This window comes from Halorubrum sp. JWXQ-INN 858, from assembly GCF_009806985.1.
GTDB lineage: Archaea > Halobacteriota > Halobacteria > Halobacteriales > Haloferacaceae > Halorubrum.
The window spans coordinates 166,282-184,956 of sequence record NZ_WUAX01000016.1 but is presented as its reverse complement, the minus strand read 5'-3'; the positions used below and the strand labels follow the sequence as shown (position 1 = coordinate 184,956).

The 18,675-nt window shown below is 70.1% G+C and carries 15 protein-coding genes; 8 read left to right on the top strand and 7 right to left on the bottom strand.

Annotation, left to right across the window (positions count from 1 at the left end; translation table 11 throughout):
* Positions 1-266: 266 nt before the first annotated feature.
* Positions 267-1,547 (bottom strand): asparagine synthase C-terminal domain-containing protein, encoded by a 1,281-nt coding sequence (locus GRS48_RS12875; protein ID WP_159487177.1) that lies wholly within the window; start codon positions 1,545-1,547, stop codon positions 267-269.
* Positions 1,544-2,227, bottom strand: a complete 684-nt coding sequence (locus GRS48_RS12870; protein WP_321168442.1) for a PHP domain-containing protein — start codon at positions 2,225-2,227, stop codon at positions 1,544-1,546. Before GRS48_RS12870 ends, GRS48_RS12875 begins: the two co-directional genes overlap by 4 nt.
* Before the next feature lie 197 nt (positions 2,228-2,424).
* On the opposite strand from GRS48_RS12870, the gene GRS48_RS12865 reads away from it, so the two are divergent.
* A complete protein-coding gene (locus GRS48_RS12865; protein WP_159487175.1) occupies positions 2,425-3,354 on the top strand; it encodes an alpha/beta fold hydrolase in 930 nt (309 codons plus the stop codon).
* A gap of 65 nt (positions 3,355-3,419) precedes the next feature.
* Here GRS48_RS12865 and GRS48_RS12860 read toward each other — a convergent pair whose 3' ends face one another.
* Positions 3,420-3,938 carry a DUF4442 domain-containing protein gene (locus GRS48_RS12860; RefSeq protein WP_321168441.1) on the bottom strand — a complete coding sequence of 173 codons (519 nt, stop codon included), beginning with the start codon at positions 3,936-3,938 and terminating at the stop codon, positions 3,420-3,422.
* Positions 3,939-4,175: 237 nt separating this feature from the next.
* Between GRS48_RS12860 and GRS48_RS12855 the strand changes: the two genes are divergently transcribed.
* Positions 4,176-5,150 carry a TIGR00269 family protein gene (locus tag GRS48_RS12855; RefSeq protein WP_159487173.1) on the top strand — a complete coding sequence of 325 codons (975 nt, stop codon included), beginning with the start codon at positions 4,176-4,178 and terminating at the stop codon, positions 5,148-5,150.
* 154 nt (positions 5,151-5,304) lie between these two features.
* Here GRS48_RS12855 and ftsZ read toward each other — a convergent pair whose 3' ends face one another.
* From ftsZ to GRS48_RS12840, 3 genes are all read right to left on the bottom strand, one after another.
* The gene (gene ftsZ, locus GRS48_RS12850; RefSeq protein ID WP_159487171.1) at positions 5,305-6,510 is read right to left on the bottom strand and encodes a cell division protein FtsZ; all 1,206 of its coding nucleotides are present in this window, start codon (positions 6,508-6,510) and stop codon (positions 5,305-5,307) included.
* A 4-nt stretch (positions 6,511-6,514) separates the two neighbouring features.
* A complete protein-coding gene (locus tag GRS48_RS12845; RefSeq protein WP_006111915.1) occupies positions 6,515-6,694 on the bottom strand; it encodes a ribbon-helix-helix domain-containing protein in 180 nt (59 codons plus the stop codon).
* A gap of 216 nt (positions 6,695-6,910) precedes the next feature.
* Positions 6,911-7,582, bottom strand: coding sequence for a zinc ribbon domain-containing protein (locus GRS48_RS12840; protein ID WP_159487169.1), 672 nt, complete (start codon positions 7,580-7,582; stop codon positions 6,911-6,913).
* Positions 7,583-7,779: 197 nt separating this feature from the next.
* Here GRS48_RS12840 and GRS48_RS12835 point away from each other — a divergent pair, with 197 nt between their 5' ends.
* From GRS48_RS12835 to GRS48_RS12825, 3 genes are read left to right on the top strand one after another with little or no spacing between them, the layout of a single operon-like run.
* A complete protein-coding gene (locus GRS48_RS12835; RefSeq protein ID WP_159487167.1) occupies positions 7,780-8,163 on the top strand; it encodes a bZIP transcription factor in 384 nt (127 codons plus the stop codon).
* A 27-nt stretch (positions 8,164-8,190) separates the two neighbouring features.
* Positions 8,191-11,796 (top strand): chromosome segregation protein SMC, encoded by a 3,606-nt coding sequence (gene smc / locus GRS48_RS12830; protein ID WP_159487165.1) that lies wholly within the window; start codon positions 8,191-8,193, stop codon positions 11,794-11,796.
* On the top strand, positions 11,789-12,790 hold the full coding sequence (locus GRS48_RS12825) for a ScpA family protein (RefSeq protein WP_159487163.1): 1,002 nt from the start codon (positions 11,789-11,791) through the stop codon (positions 12,788-12,790). Before smc ends, GRS48_RS12825 begins: the two co-directional genes overlap by 8 nt.
* A 33-nt stretch (positions 12,791-12,823) precedes the next feature.
* On the opposite strand, the gene GRS48_RS12820 is transcribed toward GRS48_RS12825, so the two are convergent.
* Positions 12,824-14,170, bottom strand: a complete 1,347-nt coding sequence (locus GRS48_RS12820; RefSeq protein ID WP_159487948.1) for an MATE family efflux transporter — start codon at positions 14,168-14,170, stop codon at positions 12,824-12,826.
* A gap of 371 nt (positions 14,171-14,541) precedes the next feature.
* Between GRS48_RS12820 and GRS48_RS12815 the strand changes: the two genes are divergently transcribed.
* From GRS48_RS12815 to GRS48_RS12805, 3 genes are all read left to right on the top strand, one after another.
* Complete coding sequence (locus GRS48_RS12815; RefSeq protein WP_159487161.1) at positions 14,542-14,997, top strand: hypothetical protein; 456 nt, start codon at positions 14,542-14,544, stop codon at positions 14,995-14,997.
* Between the two features lie 74 nt (positions 14,998-15,071).
* On the top strand, positions 15,072-15,956 hold the full coding sequence (locus GRS48_RS12810) for a sulfite exporter TauE/SafE family protein (RefSeq protein ID WP_159487159.1): 885 nt from the start codon (positions 15,072-15,074) through the stop codon (positions 15,954-15,956).
* Positions 15,957-16,086: 130 nt separating this feature from the next.
* On the top strand, positions 16,087-18,618 hold the full coding sequence (locus GRS48_RS12805) for a cation-translocating P-type ATPase (protein WP_159487157.1): 2,532 nt from the start codon (positions 16,087-16,089) through the stop codon (positions 18,616-18,618).
* Positions 18,619-18,675 lie beyond the last annotated feature (57 nt).

The window sequence follows — 18,675 nt, the reverse complement described above, 5'->3', positions numbered from 1 at the left end:
TATCGTCCGTATTCGATGATCGCTTCGGCAGTGGAAGCGGTGACACACAGTCATATTTGACGCCACTCCCCGGATTTTATACCTTGACCAACCATTCGACGGTCGACGTCCGTTCGAGCGGGCGTCGGCTGCAGGACTGGTACTCCACGCAGCGGCTTGGTCAGCACCGGCCCACGCGGGCCGGATTTATTGGTAGTTCAGTTCGCGAGCCGCCCGGCCGCCGATCGAATTCGCGGACGAGTCGCATCCTCCGGCCGCCGGCCGTCTCAGTCGTCGAGCAGCGAGTCGATGTACCGGCCGACGTGGTCGTCCATCCGCCGCTTGAACCCGGCCTGCCGGGCGAGACGGTCGATCTCGCGGGAGACGTACGTCCCGTACTGCACCGCCTTCTTGTCCGCGGTTCGCACCGACTCCGGGACGCGCCCGGCCGCCGCCCGGCGGAGCGCGACCTTCCGCTCGTCGGGCGTCGCGAGCAGCTCACCCGGAAGCCGAAGCGCCGCGTCGACGACGCGGTCGTCGAGCAGCGGCGCGACGGGCTCGACGCCGGCCGCACGCAGCGTCAGGACGTCGCGTTCGAGCTGGTCGGGAAGCGTCCTGACCGTCTCGGTCCGCGCCCCCCTGACCGTGTCGGCGTCGACGCGGTGGTCGTTCGCGGGGTCGACGACCTTGCTGTAGCCGCCGAACAGCTCGTCGGCCCCCTGTCCGACCGCCAGCCGGCCGGCCCCGTCCGCGGCGGCCGCCTCCGCGGTGAGGTACAGCGGGACCGCGATGTTCAGGTCCATCGCGTTCCGCCGCCCGGTCGCGGCGACGATCTCGGGGATCGCCCGAACGAGGTCCTCGTGTGTGAGCGCGACGACCCGGAGGTCGAGCTCCATCGCCGCGGCGGCAGCGCGCGCGGCGGCGACGTCGTGACAGCCCTCGAACCCGGCGACGTAACACGGCGCGTCCGGGACCGCGGCGGCGACGATGCCGGAATCGACGCCGCCGGAGAAGGCGACCGCCAGACCGTCCCCTCCCTCGCCCGCCCCGAGGTCGGCCAGCGCGGCGTCGAGCGCGTCCGCCACCGCGGCGATTCCCTGTTCCGGATCGATGGGGCTCGGCGTCGGGAGCGGCCATCGCTCCTCGATCCCCGCGGCGGAGACGACCGATCCGGCGGGCACCGGTTCGGGATCGGTCAGTGCCCTCGGGTCGGCGCTCCACGCGCCGGGGCGCGTCGGCTCCCTCGCGCCCTCGGTGTCGCTTCCGCTCTCCGTGTCGCTTCCGCTCTCTGGGCCGCTTCCGCTCTCTGGGCCGCTTCCGCTCTCCGAGTCGCTCGCACTTTTCGGGCTGACCGTCGCCTCCGGAGTGACCCCCGGGAGCGACCGTAACACCGCCCGCTCGACGAACAGCGGCTCTCGGCCGAGGACGTCCCGCACGAGGACGGAGTCCACCCGACCGGCGAACCCGCGGGTCCCCGGGAACGGGTCCCGGTCGCGGATCGCGTCGCGGACGAGGTCGGGGGTCGCGCCACGCAGGTCGCTCGGACCGGCCCCCTCGCGGTCGCTCATCGGAGCTCGTCGATCGCGCGGAGCGCGCGGCGTTTCGCGCCGCCGGCGAACTGCCGGACGGAGACGCGCCACGGGGTGCGCTTGCCGACGACGCTGGTTCGCCCGTCAGCGATCGCCGAGAGGATCGCGTCGGCGGAGCGCTCGTCCGCGCCGACCTCGGTGACCGCCTGTCCGACCATCTCCGAGATGTGCGCGTCGCTCCCGGCGGTCATCGGCAGCCCGTTCCGGACGGCGAACTTCTCGGCCTGTCGGTTCGAGCGCCCCGTGAACAGCCGGGAGTTGTACACCTCGATGGCGTCCGCGCTGGCGAGCTGCTCGTCGCTGACGTGAGCGGCGACGCCGTGGCGCGACTTCTGGAAGGGGTGCGGGACGACCGCGATGCCGCCCTGTTCGTGGATCCGCTCGAGCGTCTCGTCGAACGGGAGCCCGGAGTCGACGCGCTCGTCGACGCCGAACGCCAGCACGTGGCCGGCCGCACACGTCACCTCCATGCCGACGATCCCGACGAGCCCGTAGTCGGGGGCCTTCTCGGCCGCCTCGAGGCTCGCGTCGATCTCGTCGTGGTCCGTGACGGCGAGCGCGTCGAGGCCGACCGCGGCCGCCTGCGCTAAGAGGAGGTCAACGGGGTCGCGCCCGTCGTGGGACAGCTCGGAGTGGGTGTGCAGCTCGACCGATAGCACGGACCCACGTTCGGCGGTCGAGTAAAAAAGGGCCCCGGTACGCGGGGCGCGTGTTCCGCGGGACGGGGACGGTCGACACCGGCAGGGCGGGGATCGTCGCGTCGCCGACACGCTCGGGATCGCCGCGTCGCCGACACGACCGGACCGTCACGCCGCCGGCCCCCGAATATAAGTCGCCCGCGAACCAACACGTTTCCATGAGACTCAGGACCCTCGCGGGGGCCGCCCTCCTCGGAACCGCCGCGGTCACGGGTGCGAATCGCGGGCTCCGGTACCAGGGCGAGCTCGAATCCCCGCTCGACGGCGACGCGTGCACGTTCCGCTGGCGCGGGATGGACGTCCACTACACGGAGGCGGGCGATCCCGACGATCCGGACCTCGTCCTCCTCCACGGGATGAACGCGGCCGGCTCCGCGGGCGAGTGGCGGGCGGTGTTCGCCGGCCTCGCCGACGACTACCACGTCGTCGCCCCCGACTTCCCGGGGTTCGGGCTCTCGGACCGCCCGCCGCTCCGGTACTCGGCCGCGCTGTACGAGGACTTCGTCGCCGACTTCCTCGACGAGTTCGACGCGCCCGCCGTCGTCGCCTCGTCGCTGTCGGCCGCCTACGCCGCCGCGGCGGACGTCGAGCTCTCCGGCTTCGTCGGCGTCTGTCCGACGACGGTCGCCGGGCCGAGCCCGCCGAAGCCGTGGCTTCGCGAGCTCCTCCGGTCGCCGCTCGCCGGCACTGCGCTGTTCAACCTGATCGCGTCGAAGCCGTCGATACGGTACTTCAACGCGGACCACGGCTACTACGACACGGCCAACGCCACGGACGAGTGGATCGACTACGAGTGGCGCACGGCTCACGTCGAGAACGCCCGTTTCGCGCCCGCCTCGTTCGTCTCGGGGTACCTCAACAGCGACCTCGACTTGGCGGCCGCGCTCGCCGCCCTCGACGTCCCCCCGACGATCGTCTGGGGTCGCGAGGCCGAGGTCAGCCCGCTCGCCGACGGCCGGGAACTCGCCGACGCCTCCCGGGCGCGCCTCGTCGTCTTCGACCGCACGCGGCTGCTCCCGCACGTGGAGTACCCCGACCGGTTCGTCGACACGGTTCTCGAGAGCCTGATCGCCGGCGCGACGGCGTAGAACGGTCGCGCAGGTGCAGTGAGCGTCGAACGGTCGCGCAGGTGCAGTGAGCGTCGATCGGTCGATCAGGCGTCCCGCCGGACGTACAGCGTCTTCCGACAGACCGCGTGGACCGCCCCCTCGCGGTCGACGATCGCCACGCGGTACTCCCGATCGATCGACTCGCCGACGCCGATCGACCCGCGGATCGTCTCGAGCTCCCCGTCGTCGATCTCGAACTCCGCGTACAGCGTCCCGCGCCCCGGCTCGAGGAACTCGATCGCGGCGGCCTTGTCCCAGACGGTGAACGCGTCGCCGAGGTTCCGCCGGAGCAGGCTCATGTACACCGGGTCGACGGCCCCGTAGAGGCTGCCGCCGAAGATCGCGCCGGCGAGGTTCCGCGTCCGCCAGTTGAACGGGACGCGGACGCGGACGTACCGCCACCCACCGCCGATGTGGTCGATCCGCGCGCCGGTCCCGCGGTAGGCGGGAAAGAGGTTGTACGCGTGCCGCCACAGCCGGGTGCGACGGCTCTCCGGCGGCGGGTCCTCACACAGGGGCTCGGGGTCTGGGTCGCGGTCGATCCCGGTCGACGTGTCTGCCACACGCGAACGGACGCCCCCGCGGACAAACGCGTGTCGGAACCGGCGACAACTCGCGGGACGTTTCCGCGCCGTGACTCGAGCGTCCCTGCGCCGTGACCCGAGCGTTCCTGCGCCGTGACCCGAGCGTTCCTGCGCCGTGACCCAAGCGTTCCCGCGCCGTGGCCCCGGCGTGTTGGGGACACGTGTCGCGGGGGCGGCCCGAAACGGGTATCCCCGCGCGTCCGCAACCGTGTGTCGATGGAGTGTGACAAGTGCGGGGCCGACGCGATCCACCACGCCGCCTATTCGGGCGCGCACCTCTGTGGCGAGCACCTCTGTGCGTCGGTCGACAAACGCCTGAAGCGGCGCGTCCGCGAGGACGGGCTGCTCGATCCCGACGCGACCCCCGAGGACCCCGACCGGTGGGTGATCGGGCTCTCGGGCGGGAAGGACAGCGTCGTCCTGACGCACGTCCTCGACGACGTCTTCGGGCCCGACCCCCGCGTCGAGATGCTCGCGCTCACGATCCACGAGGGGATCGAGGGGTACCGCGACGAGAGCCTCGACGCCTGCGTCGAACTCGCCACGGACCTCTCGATCCGCCACGAGGTGGTTTCCTACGAGGAGGAGTTCGACGTGCGCATGGACCACGTCGCCGAGGTCGACCCCGAAGGTATGGCCCCCTGTGCGTACTGCGGGGTGTTCCGGCGCGACCTCCTCGAACGCTACGCCGAGGAGTTCGGTGCGGACAAGCTGCTCACCGGACACAACCTCGACGACGAGGCCCAGACGGCGATGATGAACTTCCTCGAGGGCGACGTCCGACAGGTGGCGAAACACTTCGACGCGTCGCTCGGGCCGTTCGACGAGCGCGGCGACACCGAGGCGTTCGTTCCGCGGGCGAAGCCGCTCCGCGACGTGCCCGAAAAGGAGATCGCGCTGTACTGCCACGTGAAGGACCTACCCGTCCACATGGCGGAGTGTCCCCACGCCGCGGAGGCGTACCGCGGCGAGATCCAGTCGACCCTCCACGACTTAGAGGAGAACCACCCCGGCGCGCGCCACTCGATCATGGCGGGCTACGAGGAGCTGTCGGCGCTCGCCGCCGAACGGTACCGCGCCGACGGCGACGGTACGGGCCCCGACCTCGTCGAATGCGAGCGCTGCGGCTCGAAGACGAGCCGGGACGTCTGCCGGAAGTGCCGGCTGCTCGATTCGATCGCGGCGGTGTGAGCCACGGGCCGAGCCGCTCCCGTTCGATCGAAGACATCGGTCGATAGCGCCGGTCGATAGCGCCGGTCGATAGCGCCGGTCGGAGCGGTCGCTCGGGGCGTCGAAACGGGTGAAAAGGCAGTGTCGCTCGGTGGCCGCCGTGACGGGTCCGGGGTTAGCGGATGACGTCGAGCCCGTTGTTCTTCTCGACCGGCTCGGTGCCGCCGTCCGACTCCCAGGCGGCGCGCTCGGCACCGCCCGAGCGGTCCGGCGCTCCGTTCGTCGCCGCGCGCGACTTCGAGTCGCCCACGTCGCCGTCGATGCTGGCGCGGGACTTGTCCGCCTGTTTCTGCGTCGACGGGCCGAGCACCTGTGCGCTCTGCACGCCGGTCATGATCGCCATGACACGGACCTTGCCCTTGTACTCCTCCTGGATGCGCGCGCCCCAGATGACGTTGGCGCTCGCTTCCAGGCGTTCGGTGATGTTGTTCGCGATGCCCTCGGCCTCCTTCAGCGTGAGGTCCGGGCCGCCCGTGATGTGGACGAGCCCGCCGGAAGCCCCGCGGTAGTCGACGTCGAGGAGCGGGTGGTTCATCGCGTCGTTGACCACTTCCTGCGTCTTGTTTTTGTCCTGCGTCTCGCCGACGAGCATCACCGCGACGCCGCCCTGGTTCATGATCGTGGACATGTCCGCGTAGTCCAGGTTGATGAGCGAGGGTTGGGTGATCGTCTCCGAGATCCCCTTGACGGTCTCGGCGATGATCTGGTCCATCACGGAGAACGCCTTTCCGATCGGGAGGTTCGGGACGTAATCGAGCAGCCGGTTGTTGTCGAGAACGATGATCGAGTCCGCCTCGTTGCGGAGGCTCTCGAGGCCCTCCTCGGCTTTCACCGTGCGAGCCCGCTCGACGTTAAAGGGCGTCGACACCATGCCGACGACGATCGCGCCCTGCTCTTTGGCGATCTTCGAGACCACCGGTGCCGCGCCCGTGCCGGTGCCGCCGCCCATGCCGGCCGTGACGAAGACGAGGTCCGCGTCGCCGAGCACCTCCTTGATGGTGCCCTGTGCCATCTCGGTGGCTCGTTCGCCCATCTTGGGGTCGCCGCCGGCACCGAGCCCCTGCGTGAGCGACTTGCCCACGAGGATCTTGGTGTCGGCTTCGATCATCTTGAGGTGTTGTTTGTCGGTGTTGATGGCGACGGTGTCCGCGCCGTCGACGCCGATGTTGTACAGTCGGTTGATGGTGTTGTTGCCCGCCCCGCCCGCGCCGACGATGACGATTCGGGGCTCCCCGAACTCGTCGTCGTCGTCCATGCTGGCGTCCATCTCCCGCTTTTCGGCCTCCGCGTTCTCGAGTGCGTCCTGAACGATGTCCTGCATCGATCTACACCTTGGCCCAGCTGCGGTTGCGGCCGCGCTCGTCGCGCTCGCCGTCCTGTTCGTTCAACATGTCGCGGACGGCCGACCGGATCGCCTCGCTCCGGTTCGGGAACTCGCCCGTTTCCACCATCTGTTCGACCTCATCTATCTGCTGTTTCGGGATCCGTAGTGTCACACGCTCCATTGTATATTCCCCCGGTAAGACGGTCAACACACGTCGTCTGTGTCTTACAGCGTCGAACCGCCCGACGGCGGGGACATCCCCGCGGCGGACGGCCTCTGTAAGACGACCGTCTTACGCAACTGTAGTCACCGAGGCAATATATATAAAAGTAACGCCGGGTGTAAGACGTTCTGCTATCCGGCGTGCATACGCGCCTGAAACGCCCGTTTTCGGCGTTTACCGGTCGCCAAGCACGTCGGCAGCCGGGGTTCGACGACCGCACCCGGGACAGAACGCCCAGTCGGTCCGCACCTCGTCGCCGCACTCACAGAACGCCCGGTGGGATCGCTTCTCGCCGCAATTCGGACAGTACACGTGGTCTACGGGCACGTCGCTGCCGCAGCCGCCGCAGGCGGTTTCGGCGGGCGTCGACGGCGCGTCCGCGCGTGTCTTACGTTTCTCGCTTCCCGCGTCGGCGGCCTCGCGCGTCTCGTCCGTCACGCGTCCGTTCGCCCCGTCAGGGGTCACGGTCGCCTCGCCGTCGCCGGCGTTCGGGACGTCGAGCGTGACGTTCACGTTGATCCCCTCGGTCCCGGCGGCCGAACCGACGTACCCGGGCGTCCGGCCGCCACGTCCCGGGGCCGCGACCGGCGTGCCGAACCGCTCAGCCAGCGCCGCGTCGAGCCGCTCGTCGATGAGGGCGTCGACGCGGTCCGCGATCGCGGCGTCGACACCGTCGTCGGACGGCGCGTCGTCGGCACCGCCCACGTCGGAACCGGAGGCCTCCTCGTCGGCGACGTCGTCGAGGTGCGCGCGAAGCGCCTCGCGCATCACCTCGCTCTTCGAGGCGTCACACGCTTCCAGCCGCTCGACGAGATCGTCGTCGGCCCGGAACGTGATCTTGCTCATTCGATAACCGATATCGATGCCGAGTATAAGTATCTTCCTGCCTGTCCGACGGGTGACGGACGTCCGTCTCCCGCCTCGCTCGTCACGCCGTCTGTCTCGTTCGTCACGCCGTCTGTCTCGTTCGTCACGCCGTCTGTGATCGAGTCACACGCGTGTCTGACGCAGGTTTATACGCCCTGCGCGGGCATACGTGTGACATGAGTAACCGCGTCGAGGACCTCGAACGGCAGGTCGCGGAGCTGCAGGCCGCAGTCAACGGACTCACCGAGGAACTGGTGGAGATGAAAGAGCGCGTCCGACAGCTCGAGGACGCCGAGGAGGCGTCGGCGGAGGCGGACACCCAGCCGGCGGCCGCGCCCGTTCAGGACGCCGCGGAGCCGAAGCCGACCGAGGAGACGACCCACTCCGACGACCACGTCGACGTCGTCGAGCGAGCGGACGACGGGGACGCCAACGGCGACGGGATCGTCGTCCCCGAGGAGGAGGCGACCACGCCCGACGCCGAAGCGGCTAAGGCCGAGCAGGAGGGAGAGGAAGGCGAAGACGGGGGGGCGGACGACAGCGACATCATCGTCGCCTAGGCTCGCGACCCCCATCCGCGAGCATCAATGCACATCACAGAAGTCGTTCTGGACGATTTCAAGAGCTTCGGGCGGACGACGAGGATCCCCTTTTACGAGGACTTCACGGTCGTCACGGGCCCGAACGGCTCGGGGAAGTCCAACATCATCGACGGGGTCCTGTTCGCGCTCGGGCTCGCCCGAACGCGGGGGATCCGGGCCGAGAAGCTCACGGACCTCATCTACAACCCCGGTCACGACGGCGACGCCGACGCCGGCGGGCCGAAGGAGGCGTCGGTCACCGTCGTGCTCTCCAACGAGGACGGGGCGCTCGACCGCTCGCAGGTCGTCTCCGCCGCGGGGTCGGAGAACGTCGGCGACGTCTCCGAGATCACGATCAAGCGCCGGGTGAAGGAGACCGAGGAGAACTACTACTCGTACTACTACCTCAACGGGCGGTCCGTGAACCTCTCGGACATCCAGGACCTGCTCGCGGCCGCGGGCGTCACGCCGGAGGGGTACAACGTCGTCATGCAGGGCGACGTCACCGAGATCATCAACATGACCCCGTACCAACGCCGGGGGATCATCGACGAGATCGCCGGCGTCGCGGAGTTCGACGCGAAAAAGGAGGCCGCCTTCGAGGAGCTCGACACCGTCGAGGACCGGATCGGCGAGGCTGACCTCCGGATCGACGAGAAGGCCGACCGGCTCGACCGGCTGTCCGACGAGCGGGAGACGGCACTGGAGTACCAGTCGTACCGCGACGAGCTGGAGGAGTACCGCGGCTTCCTCAAGGCCTCCGAGCTGGAGGAGAAACGCGACGCAGCCGCGCGCGTCGACGACGGGATCGCGGACGCGGAGTCGGACCTCGCGGAGCTCCGCGAGGAACTCGACGCCCGCCAGGGACGGCTCACCCGCCTCGAGGAGGACCTCGCGGACCTCAACCACGAGATCGAGACCAAAGGCGAGGAGGAGCAGATCGCCGTCCGCGCCGAGATCGAGGAGATCAAAGGCGAGATCTCGCGGCTCGAGGGGAAGATCGAGAACGCGGAGGAGCGCGCCGCTGAGGCGGAGACGGAGCGGCGCAACGCGTTCGTCCAGATCGACCGGAAGGGCGAGACGATCGACGACCTCGACGCCGAGATCAGGGAGGCGAAGATCGAGAAGGCGTCGATCAAATCGGAGATCGCGACGAAGCGCTCGGCGCTCGCCGACGTCGAAGCCGAGATCGAGGGAGTCGACACCGAGTTCGACGAGCTGAAGGCCGATCTGGCGGCACACAAGGATCGGGTCGAGTCGCTCCGGACGGATCGGAACGAGACGCAACGCGAGAAGGACCGGCTGCTCGACGAGGCGCGTCGCCGGTCGAACGCCGTCGGCGAGGCGCGGTCGGCGCTCGAGGAGGCCCGCGAGGAGGTCCCCGAGCGGAAGGCGCGGCTCTCGGAGCTCCACAGCGAGCTCGACAAGGCGCGAAAGAACGAGTCGACGATCGAGGAGGTCGTCGCCGACCTGTTCGCCGAGAAGGCCGAGCGGGCCGAACGGCTCGACGAGGTCGAGTCGGCGCTACGCGAGAAGCAGAACGAGTACGCGAAGCTGGAGGCGGCCGCCAGCCAGCGGGGCGACAGCTCCTGGCCGCGCGCGGTGACGGAGGTGAAAAACGGCGGGATAGACGGCGTCCACGGCGCGGTCGGCGAGCTCGGCTCGGTCGAGGCGACGTACGCGGAGGCCTGTGAGACCGCGGCCGGCGGCCGGCTCGCGAACGTCGTCGTCGACGACGACGGCGTCGGATCCACGTGTATCGACTACCTCAAGCGGCGCAACGCGGGACGCGCGACGTTCCTCCCGATAACGAAGATGGACGACCGGGGGCTCCCCCGCAAACCCTCGTTGCCGGGGGTCGTCGACTTCGCGCGCAACCTCGTCGACTACGACTCGCGGTACGAGACGATCTTCTCGTACGTGCTCGGCTCGACGCTCATCGTCGAGGACATGGCGACCGCCCGGGACCTGATGGGCGACTACCGCATGGTGACGCTCGACGGCGACCTCGTCGAGAAGTCGGGCGCGATGACGGGCGGCTCCGGCGGCGGCTCGCGCTACTCGTTCACGAAGTCGGGTGGCGGCAAGATCGAGCGGCTGGCCGGCGAGATCAGCGACCTCGAGGACGACCGGCAGTCGCTGTCGGCCGAGATCGAGGAGCTGGAGGCCGACATCGACGACGCCCGCGATCGAAAGGCCGACGCCGCCGATCGCGTGCGGTCGCTGGAGGCGGACGTCGAGCGCGCCGAGTCGGCCCTCGAATCGACCGAGAGCCGAACCGACGAGCTGGAGGCGGAGCTGGAGACGCTCCGGGAGGAGCGTGAGTCCGTCGACGAGGAGATGGCCGACCTGGACGCGGAGATCGACGACTTGGACGCGGAGATCGCCGAGCAGGAGGCCGATATCGAGACGATCGAAGCCGAGCTCGCCGACTCCCGGATCCCGGAGCTGTCGGAGCGCGCTGACGGGATCCGCGCCGAGATCGCGGAGCTCGAGGACCGGACGGGGTCGCTCGACGGCCGGCTCAACGAGCTGGAGCTCGAGAAGGAGTACGCCGAGAACGCGGTCGACGAGCTCCACGACACCGTCGAGGAGGCCCAGAACCGGAAGGCAGAGGCCGAGGAGGCGATCGCCGACCACGAGGAGGCGATCGCCGCCAAGGAGGGGACGCTGGAGACGAAACGCGAGGCGATCGCCGACCTCGAGGAGGAGCTCACGGAGCTGAAAGGCGAGCGGGAGACGCTCCGCGAGGACATCCGCGAGGCGACGCGCGAGCGCGACGAGCAGTCGTCGCTCGTCGACGACGCCGAGTCCCGTCTCGACGACCTCTCCGACCGTCGCGATCGGCTGGCGTGGGAGATCGACGAGCTGGAGTCGCAGGTCGGCGCGTACGACCCCGAGGAGATCCCGGACCTCGACGAGGTCGAGTCGCGGATCGAGGAGCTGGAGGCGTCGATGGAGGCGCTCGAACCCGTCAACATGCTCGCGATAGACGAGTACGACGAGGTCGAGGCGGAGCTCGACCAGCTCCGCGAGCGGCGCGACGTGCTCGTCGACGAGCGCGACGGGATCGCCGAGCGGATCGAGAGCTACGAGGCCGAGAAGAAGGCGACGTTCATGGACACGTTCGAGTCGATCAACGGCCACTTCCGGGAGATCTTCTCGCGTCTGTCGGCGGGCTCCGGGGAGCTGCTCCTGGAGAACCCCGAGGATCCCTTCGAGGAGGGGTTGACCATGAAGGCCCAGCCGGCGGACAAGCCGGTCCAACGGCTCGACGCGATGAGCGGCGGGGAGAAGTCGCTCACCGCGCTCTCGTTTATTTTCGCGATCCAGCGGCACAACCCCGCGCCGTTCTACGCGCTCGACGAGATCGACGCGTTCCTCGACGCGGTCAACGCCGAACGCGTCGGCGACATGATCGAGGAGCTGGCCACGGAGGCGCAGTTCGTCGTCGTCGGTCACCGGTCCGCGCTGCTCGAGCGGTCGGACCGGGCAATCGGCGTCACGATGCAGGGGGACAACGTCTCGGCCGTGACGGGGATGCGCTTCGGCGGCGGTGACGACGGCGGCGACGGCGGCGACGGCGACGAGGAGGTGGCCGCCGATGACTGACGACGGCGTCCCGAGCCTCGACCTGACGAGCGAACGCGACGGCGCGAACCCGTTCGCGGACGAGACGGCCGAAACGGTCGATACCGACGACGCCCGCGAGGCCGCGCGCTCGAACGGTGAGATCGACGGCGGGAGGAACGGCGATGCGGCCGACGAGGTCCCGGTCGACCTCGACGAGGTCGCCCCGTCCGACACGGACGACGACGAGGTCGAACCGGTGGAGCTGCTCGTCCAGCTCGCCGAGGAGGGCGAGATCGAGCCGTGGGACATCGACATCGTCACCGTCACCGACGCCTTCCTCGCGAAGCTCGACGAGACGGACCTCCGGACGACCGGCCGGGCGTTGTTTTACGCCAGCGTCCTCCTGCGGATGAAAAGCGACGGCATGCTCGCGGACGACGACCCCGACGACGAGCCGGACGTGGAGCCGTGGGAGGCGGCACTGGAGGGCGGCGCGGACGACCCCGCCGATCCCGGGTTCGACCCGATCGACCGGCTGGAGGCGGAGATGGACCGCCGGCTCGACCGGAAGAGCACCCGCGGCTCGCCGGAGACGCTCGACGAGCTCGTCCGGGACCTCCGGGAGGCCGAGCGCGACTCCTGGTGGAAGCGGTCGCGGGAGTACGACACGACCGCGTCGCCGTCGGGGTACGGACGCGGCACGCAGACCCTCGATTACCACACCGGCGACGAGTTCCGCCGCGACGGCGAGCCGACCGCGGGAGAGGCGACCGACCGGACACACGACGAGGACATCGAAGAGGTGATCGACGACATCGACGCGACGCTCCGGACCCACTTCGAGAAGGGGCGAGCCGAGGTGCTGTTCGCGGAAATCGAGACGGCCGGCGGGCGACCGTTCATGACGTTTCTCGCGCTGTTGTTCATGGCCCACCGGGGGTCGGTCCGGCTCCAACAGGACGAGCTGTTCGGCGACCTGTGGGTGCGTGACCCGACGTCGACGGCCGTCGACGCCGAGGCGGTGGCTGACTGACCGTTCGGCGTGGAGAAGGAGGGGAGCCCGTTCTCAGTCCTCGTCGCCCGTCGCCGACCCCTCCAGCGTCCCCCGTTCCGTCATCATCGACGTTCCCCGGTCGACCCATTTCCGGCGGTAGAAGACGACCCCGAGGAAGCCGAGTCGGAAGACGAAATCCAGTATCACCGCCAGGTACGCCGCGGTGACGCCGTACCCGAGCACGACGCCGAAGACGTAGGTCACGCCGAGCAGGAAGACGAACGTGCCGATCATCCGGGAGACGAACGGCGAGAGCGTCTCGCTTCCGCCCCGGAGCGACCCGGCGATCACGATGTAGCCGGCGATGAGCACGGCGGCGATCGCGTACGCCCGCGCGAAGCCGGTCGCGTAGCCGATCGTGACGGGGTCGCGCGTGAACGCGCGGACGAGCGTCTCCGCGAAGACGAACAGCGTCGCGCAGAGCCCGCCCACCGTCAGCATCGAGAGCCCGGTCGCGGCCCAGCCCGTGTAGTACGCCTCGCCCGGTTTCCCCTCGCCGAGCGCCTGCCCGACGAGGACGTTCGCGCCGACGCCGTACCCGCGGGCGAGCGGCGAGGCGACCTGTTGGTACATCCGACGCCCGATGTGGTAGGCGGCGTTCACCTCCGCGCCGAACGACAGCAGGATGGCGTTGAAGGGGAACTCCGCGATCATCTCGGAGAGCCCCTCGGCGATCCGCGGCCAGCTGATGAGCACGAGCTGTTTGCCGATGACGACCCCGCGGGGGCGGACGTACGTCAGCGCCGAGACGGGGCTCCGGATCGCCGCGAGGAAGGCGATCGCTCCGGCGGTGTCCGCGACCGCGGTCGCGGCCGCGATGCCGACGACGCCCAGCTCGGGCAGCGGCCCGACGCCGAACGCCAACCCGACGGTCGCACAGATGTTGAACGCGTTGACGATCCCGTTTATCACCATCGGCGTACGGGTGTCGCCGGTCCCCTGGATCGACCGCGCGGCGATGAAGTTCACGTGGATCGCGGGCGCGGAGAGCATGATCACGAACAGGTACGTGCTCCCGTAGTCGACGACCTCGGCGATCGCACCGGCCTCGGCGAAGCTCCCGAGGACCGCGATCGCCGCCTCGTTGAAGAGATAGCCGAAGACCATGAACGGGATCCCACCGAGGATCCCGATCAACAGCGCCTGCGTCACCGCCTGGTCCCGGTTGGCCGTCGCGCCCGCGCCCGTGTCCTGCGAGGAGAGCGCGATCGCCGCGTCGCCGATGCCGATCCCGAACCGGAGGGGGAAGCGGGCGTAGATGTCCGCGAGGCCGACGGCCGCGACCGCCGCAGGCGAGAAGAGCCCGGCGACGATCAGGTCCGTCGTCCGCATCAGCGTGCGGAGCACCTGCTCGGCCATCACGGGCCACGAGAGCCCGAACACCCGCTTCCAGACCCGCCAGAACCGACGCTCCGCGAGCGCCGGCGTCACACCGAACACGACCCTACTTCCGTGAGGTGGGTGATAACCGTTCACCTGTCGGAAGGGTGGACGCGGCCGCCGCCGACGCGAACGGACCGATTCGATCGTCGATACCGGCGACTGCACCGCGCGTGTCCGCCCGATCGCTCGCGATCAGAAGCGAATTATCCTCTCGCCCGCTCCCGTCGATCGATGACCGTCCGACACGCGGAGCGGACCGTCCGACACGCAGAGCGGACCGCCGCGGCGGGGCGCGATGCCCCGACGAACATTCGGCACGACCGTCCCGTCGCGACCGTGAGGGGGCGATGACGGACACCGAACGCGTCCTCCGGCCGGTGGCGGGCGCGCTCGCGCTCGTCGTCGCCGGGGCTCACGCTTCCTGGGCCCTGCCCGGGATGGTCCGCCAGCTGTCGGTCTGGCAGTTCCCCGACCCGCGGCCCGCGGCGTTCCTCCTCGCGACGATGGCGATCCTCATGGGCGTCGCCCTCGCCGTTCAGGGGTTCGACCCGCTCCCCATCTACGTCGCCGGGATCGCGCTTATGCTCGTCTTCCTCGGCGGCTACGTCGCTTGGCACACCGTCCTCGACCACGGCGCGTTCTGGCCGGGTCGCCACGCGCACGGACACGCCGACGCGTCGGCGGTTGCGGTCGTGGTCGACCACCTCGTCGCCGACGGCTTCGCGCTCGCGTCGAAGGCGACCGAGGCGGCGCTGCTCGCCGTGCTCGTCGCGCTGACGGCGAACGAAGTCCGGGACCGGTGAGCGTCGGCGGGTCCTGCCCGACGACGAAAGCCATTAGCGCGCTCGACCCTAACCCGCGGTAACGACTCACGGAAATGGATCCAGCAACGCTTCTCGGCACCGACGTCCTGCTGTTCCTCGCCATCGGGCTGCTCGGTGGGGCCCACTGTATCGGTATGTGTGGGCCGCTCGTCACGGTGTACGCCGGCCGGATGCGCGGGGACGCCGGTCGCACCGACGGGGGGTCCGGCGGTGGCGCGACCGCGACGTCGACGCCCGGGCGACTCGGGGGCCACCTGACGACGTACGAGGTGCGCCAACACGCCCTGTTCAACCTCGGCCGCGCGGCGAGCTACGCCGCCATCGGCGCGGCGCTCGGCGCGCTCGGCGGCGTCGTGCTCGTGACGACGGCGGCGCTCACGGGCGCGGCGGGGACGGTCCGCGGCGTCGTCGGCGTCGGCGTTGGCGCGGCCGTGATCCTCGTCGGGGTCAAGTACGTCCTCGGCGGCACGACCGGAGGGGTCCACCTCCCGGGGCTCGAACGCGTCACGGGGTGGCTGACGGGTCACGTCGACCGCCTGGCGAACGGCCCCGGGATCGTCGGCCTGGGCGCGGTCCACGGCCTGCTCCCCTGCCCGATCCTCTACCCGGCGTACCTGTACGCCTTCGCCAGCGGCTCGGTGGTCGCCGGCGGCGTCGCGCTCGCGGCGCTCGGGATCGGCACCCTGCCGGCGGTGTTCCTCTACGGAACCGTCATCGAGGGGATCGACGCGGTCCACCGCCGCCGCGTCCACCGCCTGTTGGGGGTCGCCTTCGTCGTCCTCGGCTACGTGCTGTTCGCCCACGGCCTGATGGAGGCGGGGATCCACCTCCCACACCCCGAGCTACCGTTCTGGAACCCGCTCGAGGCCGGGGCGACGGGTGGCGAACACGGCGGGCACGGCGGACACGACGGACATGACGGACACGACGGGCACTGACTCGCCGCCGTGTGGGGCGAGACGACCACGGCGTGAACCGACGAAACCGACCGACGACACGAACCGACGAAACCGACCGACGACACGAACCGACGAAACCGACCGACGACACGAACCGACGAAACCGACCATGACCGACACGAACCCGGCCGACGGCTGCACGCTCTGTGAACTCCCGGTCGAGGGGGTCGACGTCAGCGACGGCGAGGACAACCGCTTCTGCTGTGTCGGCTGTCGCGACGTGTACGACGCGCTCGGCGAGGTCGACGTCGGCGCCGAGACGGTTCGTGAGACACGGCAGGGGAAACGCGACGGCGGCGAGGACGCACCGTCGGTGCCCGCGACCCACGACGCGACGTTCCTGGAGGTCGACGGGATGCACTGTGCGACCTGCGAGGCGTTCATCGAGAGCGTCGCGACACGGACGGAGGGCGTGAGCGCCACGAGCGCGAGCTACGTCACGGACACGGTCCGGATCGACCACGACCCCGACGTCGTCTCGGCGGACGAGCTGTCCGAGGCCGTGAGCGGCCTTGGATACAGCGCATACCCGCGCGACGACGCCTTCTCGCGGCGACAGGCCGACAACATGGCGACGGCGCGGCTCGCCGCGGGCGTGATGGTCGGGATGGCCGTGATGTTACAGTACATCGTCATCATCTATCCGACGTACTTCGCGTTCCCCTTCTACGACGAGCGGACCCTGGAGTTCCTGAACGAGGCGATGTCGTCGGCTTCCGGGACCTACTTCTTCATCGTCATCGGGATACTGACGACCATCGTCCTGCTGTTCACGGGCAAGCCGATCCTCAGAGGGGCGTACGTCAGCGCTCGCACCCGATCGCCGAACATGGACCTGCTGGTCGCCATCGCCGCGGTGAGCGCGTACCTGTACAGCACGCTCGCGGTCATCTTGCTGGAGAACCCGTCCGTCTACTACGACGTGACGATCGCGATCATCGTCGTCGTCACCGTCGGCAACCACTACGAGTCGTCGATCAAGCGGCGGGCGACCGAGCTGCTGTCCGACCTGACGACCGTGCAGGTCGACAGCGCGCGGCGACTCGACGCGACCGGCGACGCCGAGACCGTCGCGCTCGACGCCCTCGAACCGGACGACCACGTCCTCGTCCGCACGGGCGAGCGCGTCCCGGTCGACGGCGAGGTGGTGGACGGCGACGCCGCGGTCGACGAGGCGGTCGTGACGGGCGAGTCGCTGCCGGTGCGCAAGTCCGTCGGGGACGCGGTCGTCGGCGGGTCGGTCGTCGCCGACGGCGCGCTGACGGTGGCGGTCGGCCCGGACGCGACCTCCAGTCTCGACCGGATCGCGGAGCTGGTCTGGGACCTCCAGAGCGGGAACCACGGCGTTCAGAAGCTCGCGGACCGGCTGGCGACGGTGTTCGTCCCCGTCGTCCTCGTCCTCGCGGCGGCGGCCGCGGCGGTCAACCTCGCGCTCGGAAACGGCGTGGGGACCGCGCTGCTCGTCGGGCTCACGGTGCTCATCGTGTCGTGTCCGTGCGCGCTCGGGCTCGCCACGCCGCTCGCGGTCGCGGCGGGGATCCGCGACGCGCTCCGCCGCTCGATCGTCGTCTTCGACGGCACCGTCTTCGAGCGGATCCGCGACGCCGACACCGTCGTCTTCGACAAGACGGGTACCCTCACGACCGGCGAGATGGAGGTGATCGAGCACGACGTCGACGACGACCTCCTCGGGCTCGCGGCCGTGCTCGAGTCCCGATCGACACACCCCGTCGGGCGGGCGATCGCCGCCGCGCGGCCGGCCACGGGCGGGACCTCCGCGGACGACGGCGTGACCGCGACCGAGGGCGTGACCGCCACCGACGGCGGCACGGTCACAGCCGAGGCGGGCGACGCGAGCGACGCGGGTGATGGGAACGACGCGGACGGGACGGGCGTGAACGGTTCGCCCGGCGTGGACGCCTTCGAGAGCCACGCTCGCGGCGTCTCCGGCGTCGTCGAGGGGGTCGAGGTCGTCGTCGGTCATCCGGACCTCTTCACCGAGCGGGGGTGGACCGTCCCGGCGTCGGTCCGCGAGCGGGTCGCGGCCGCCCGCGACGTCGGTCGGGTGCCAGTCGCCGTCGGGCGCGACGGGGCCGCCGAGGGCGTCGTGGTCGTGGGCGACGAGCTCCGCGAGGGGTGGGCCGGAACGCTCACCGACCTCGCCGACTCCGGCGTCGAGGTCATCGTGTTGACCGGCGACGACGCCCGGGCGGCGACCGTCTTCCGCGAGCACGACGCCGTCTCACAGGTGTTCGCCGGGGTCCCGCCCGAGGGGAAAGCCGAGACGGTCGAGCGGCTCAAGCGTCGCGGGCGGACGGTGATGGTCGGCGACGGGACGAACGACGCGCCCGCGCTGGCGGCGGCCGACCTCGGGATCGCGTTGGGCGGCGGGACGGCGATGGCCGCCGACGCCGCCGACGTCGCGGTCGTCGACGACGACCTCGGCTCGATCGCGACGGTGTTCGAGCTCTCCCGGGCGGCCGGTCGCCGCGTGAAAGGGAACATCGGCTGGGCGTTCTGTTACAACGCGATCGCGATCCCGCTCGCGCTGACCGGCCTCCTCAACCCGCTTTTCGCCGCGGTCGCGATGGGGCTTTCCAGCCTGCTCGTCGTGACGAATTCCTCGCGGTCGCTGCTGTGACCCGGACGGCGAACCCTGAACACGGCGCGGTCATCGATCCGAGCCCGTGCTCGCCCG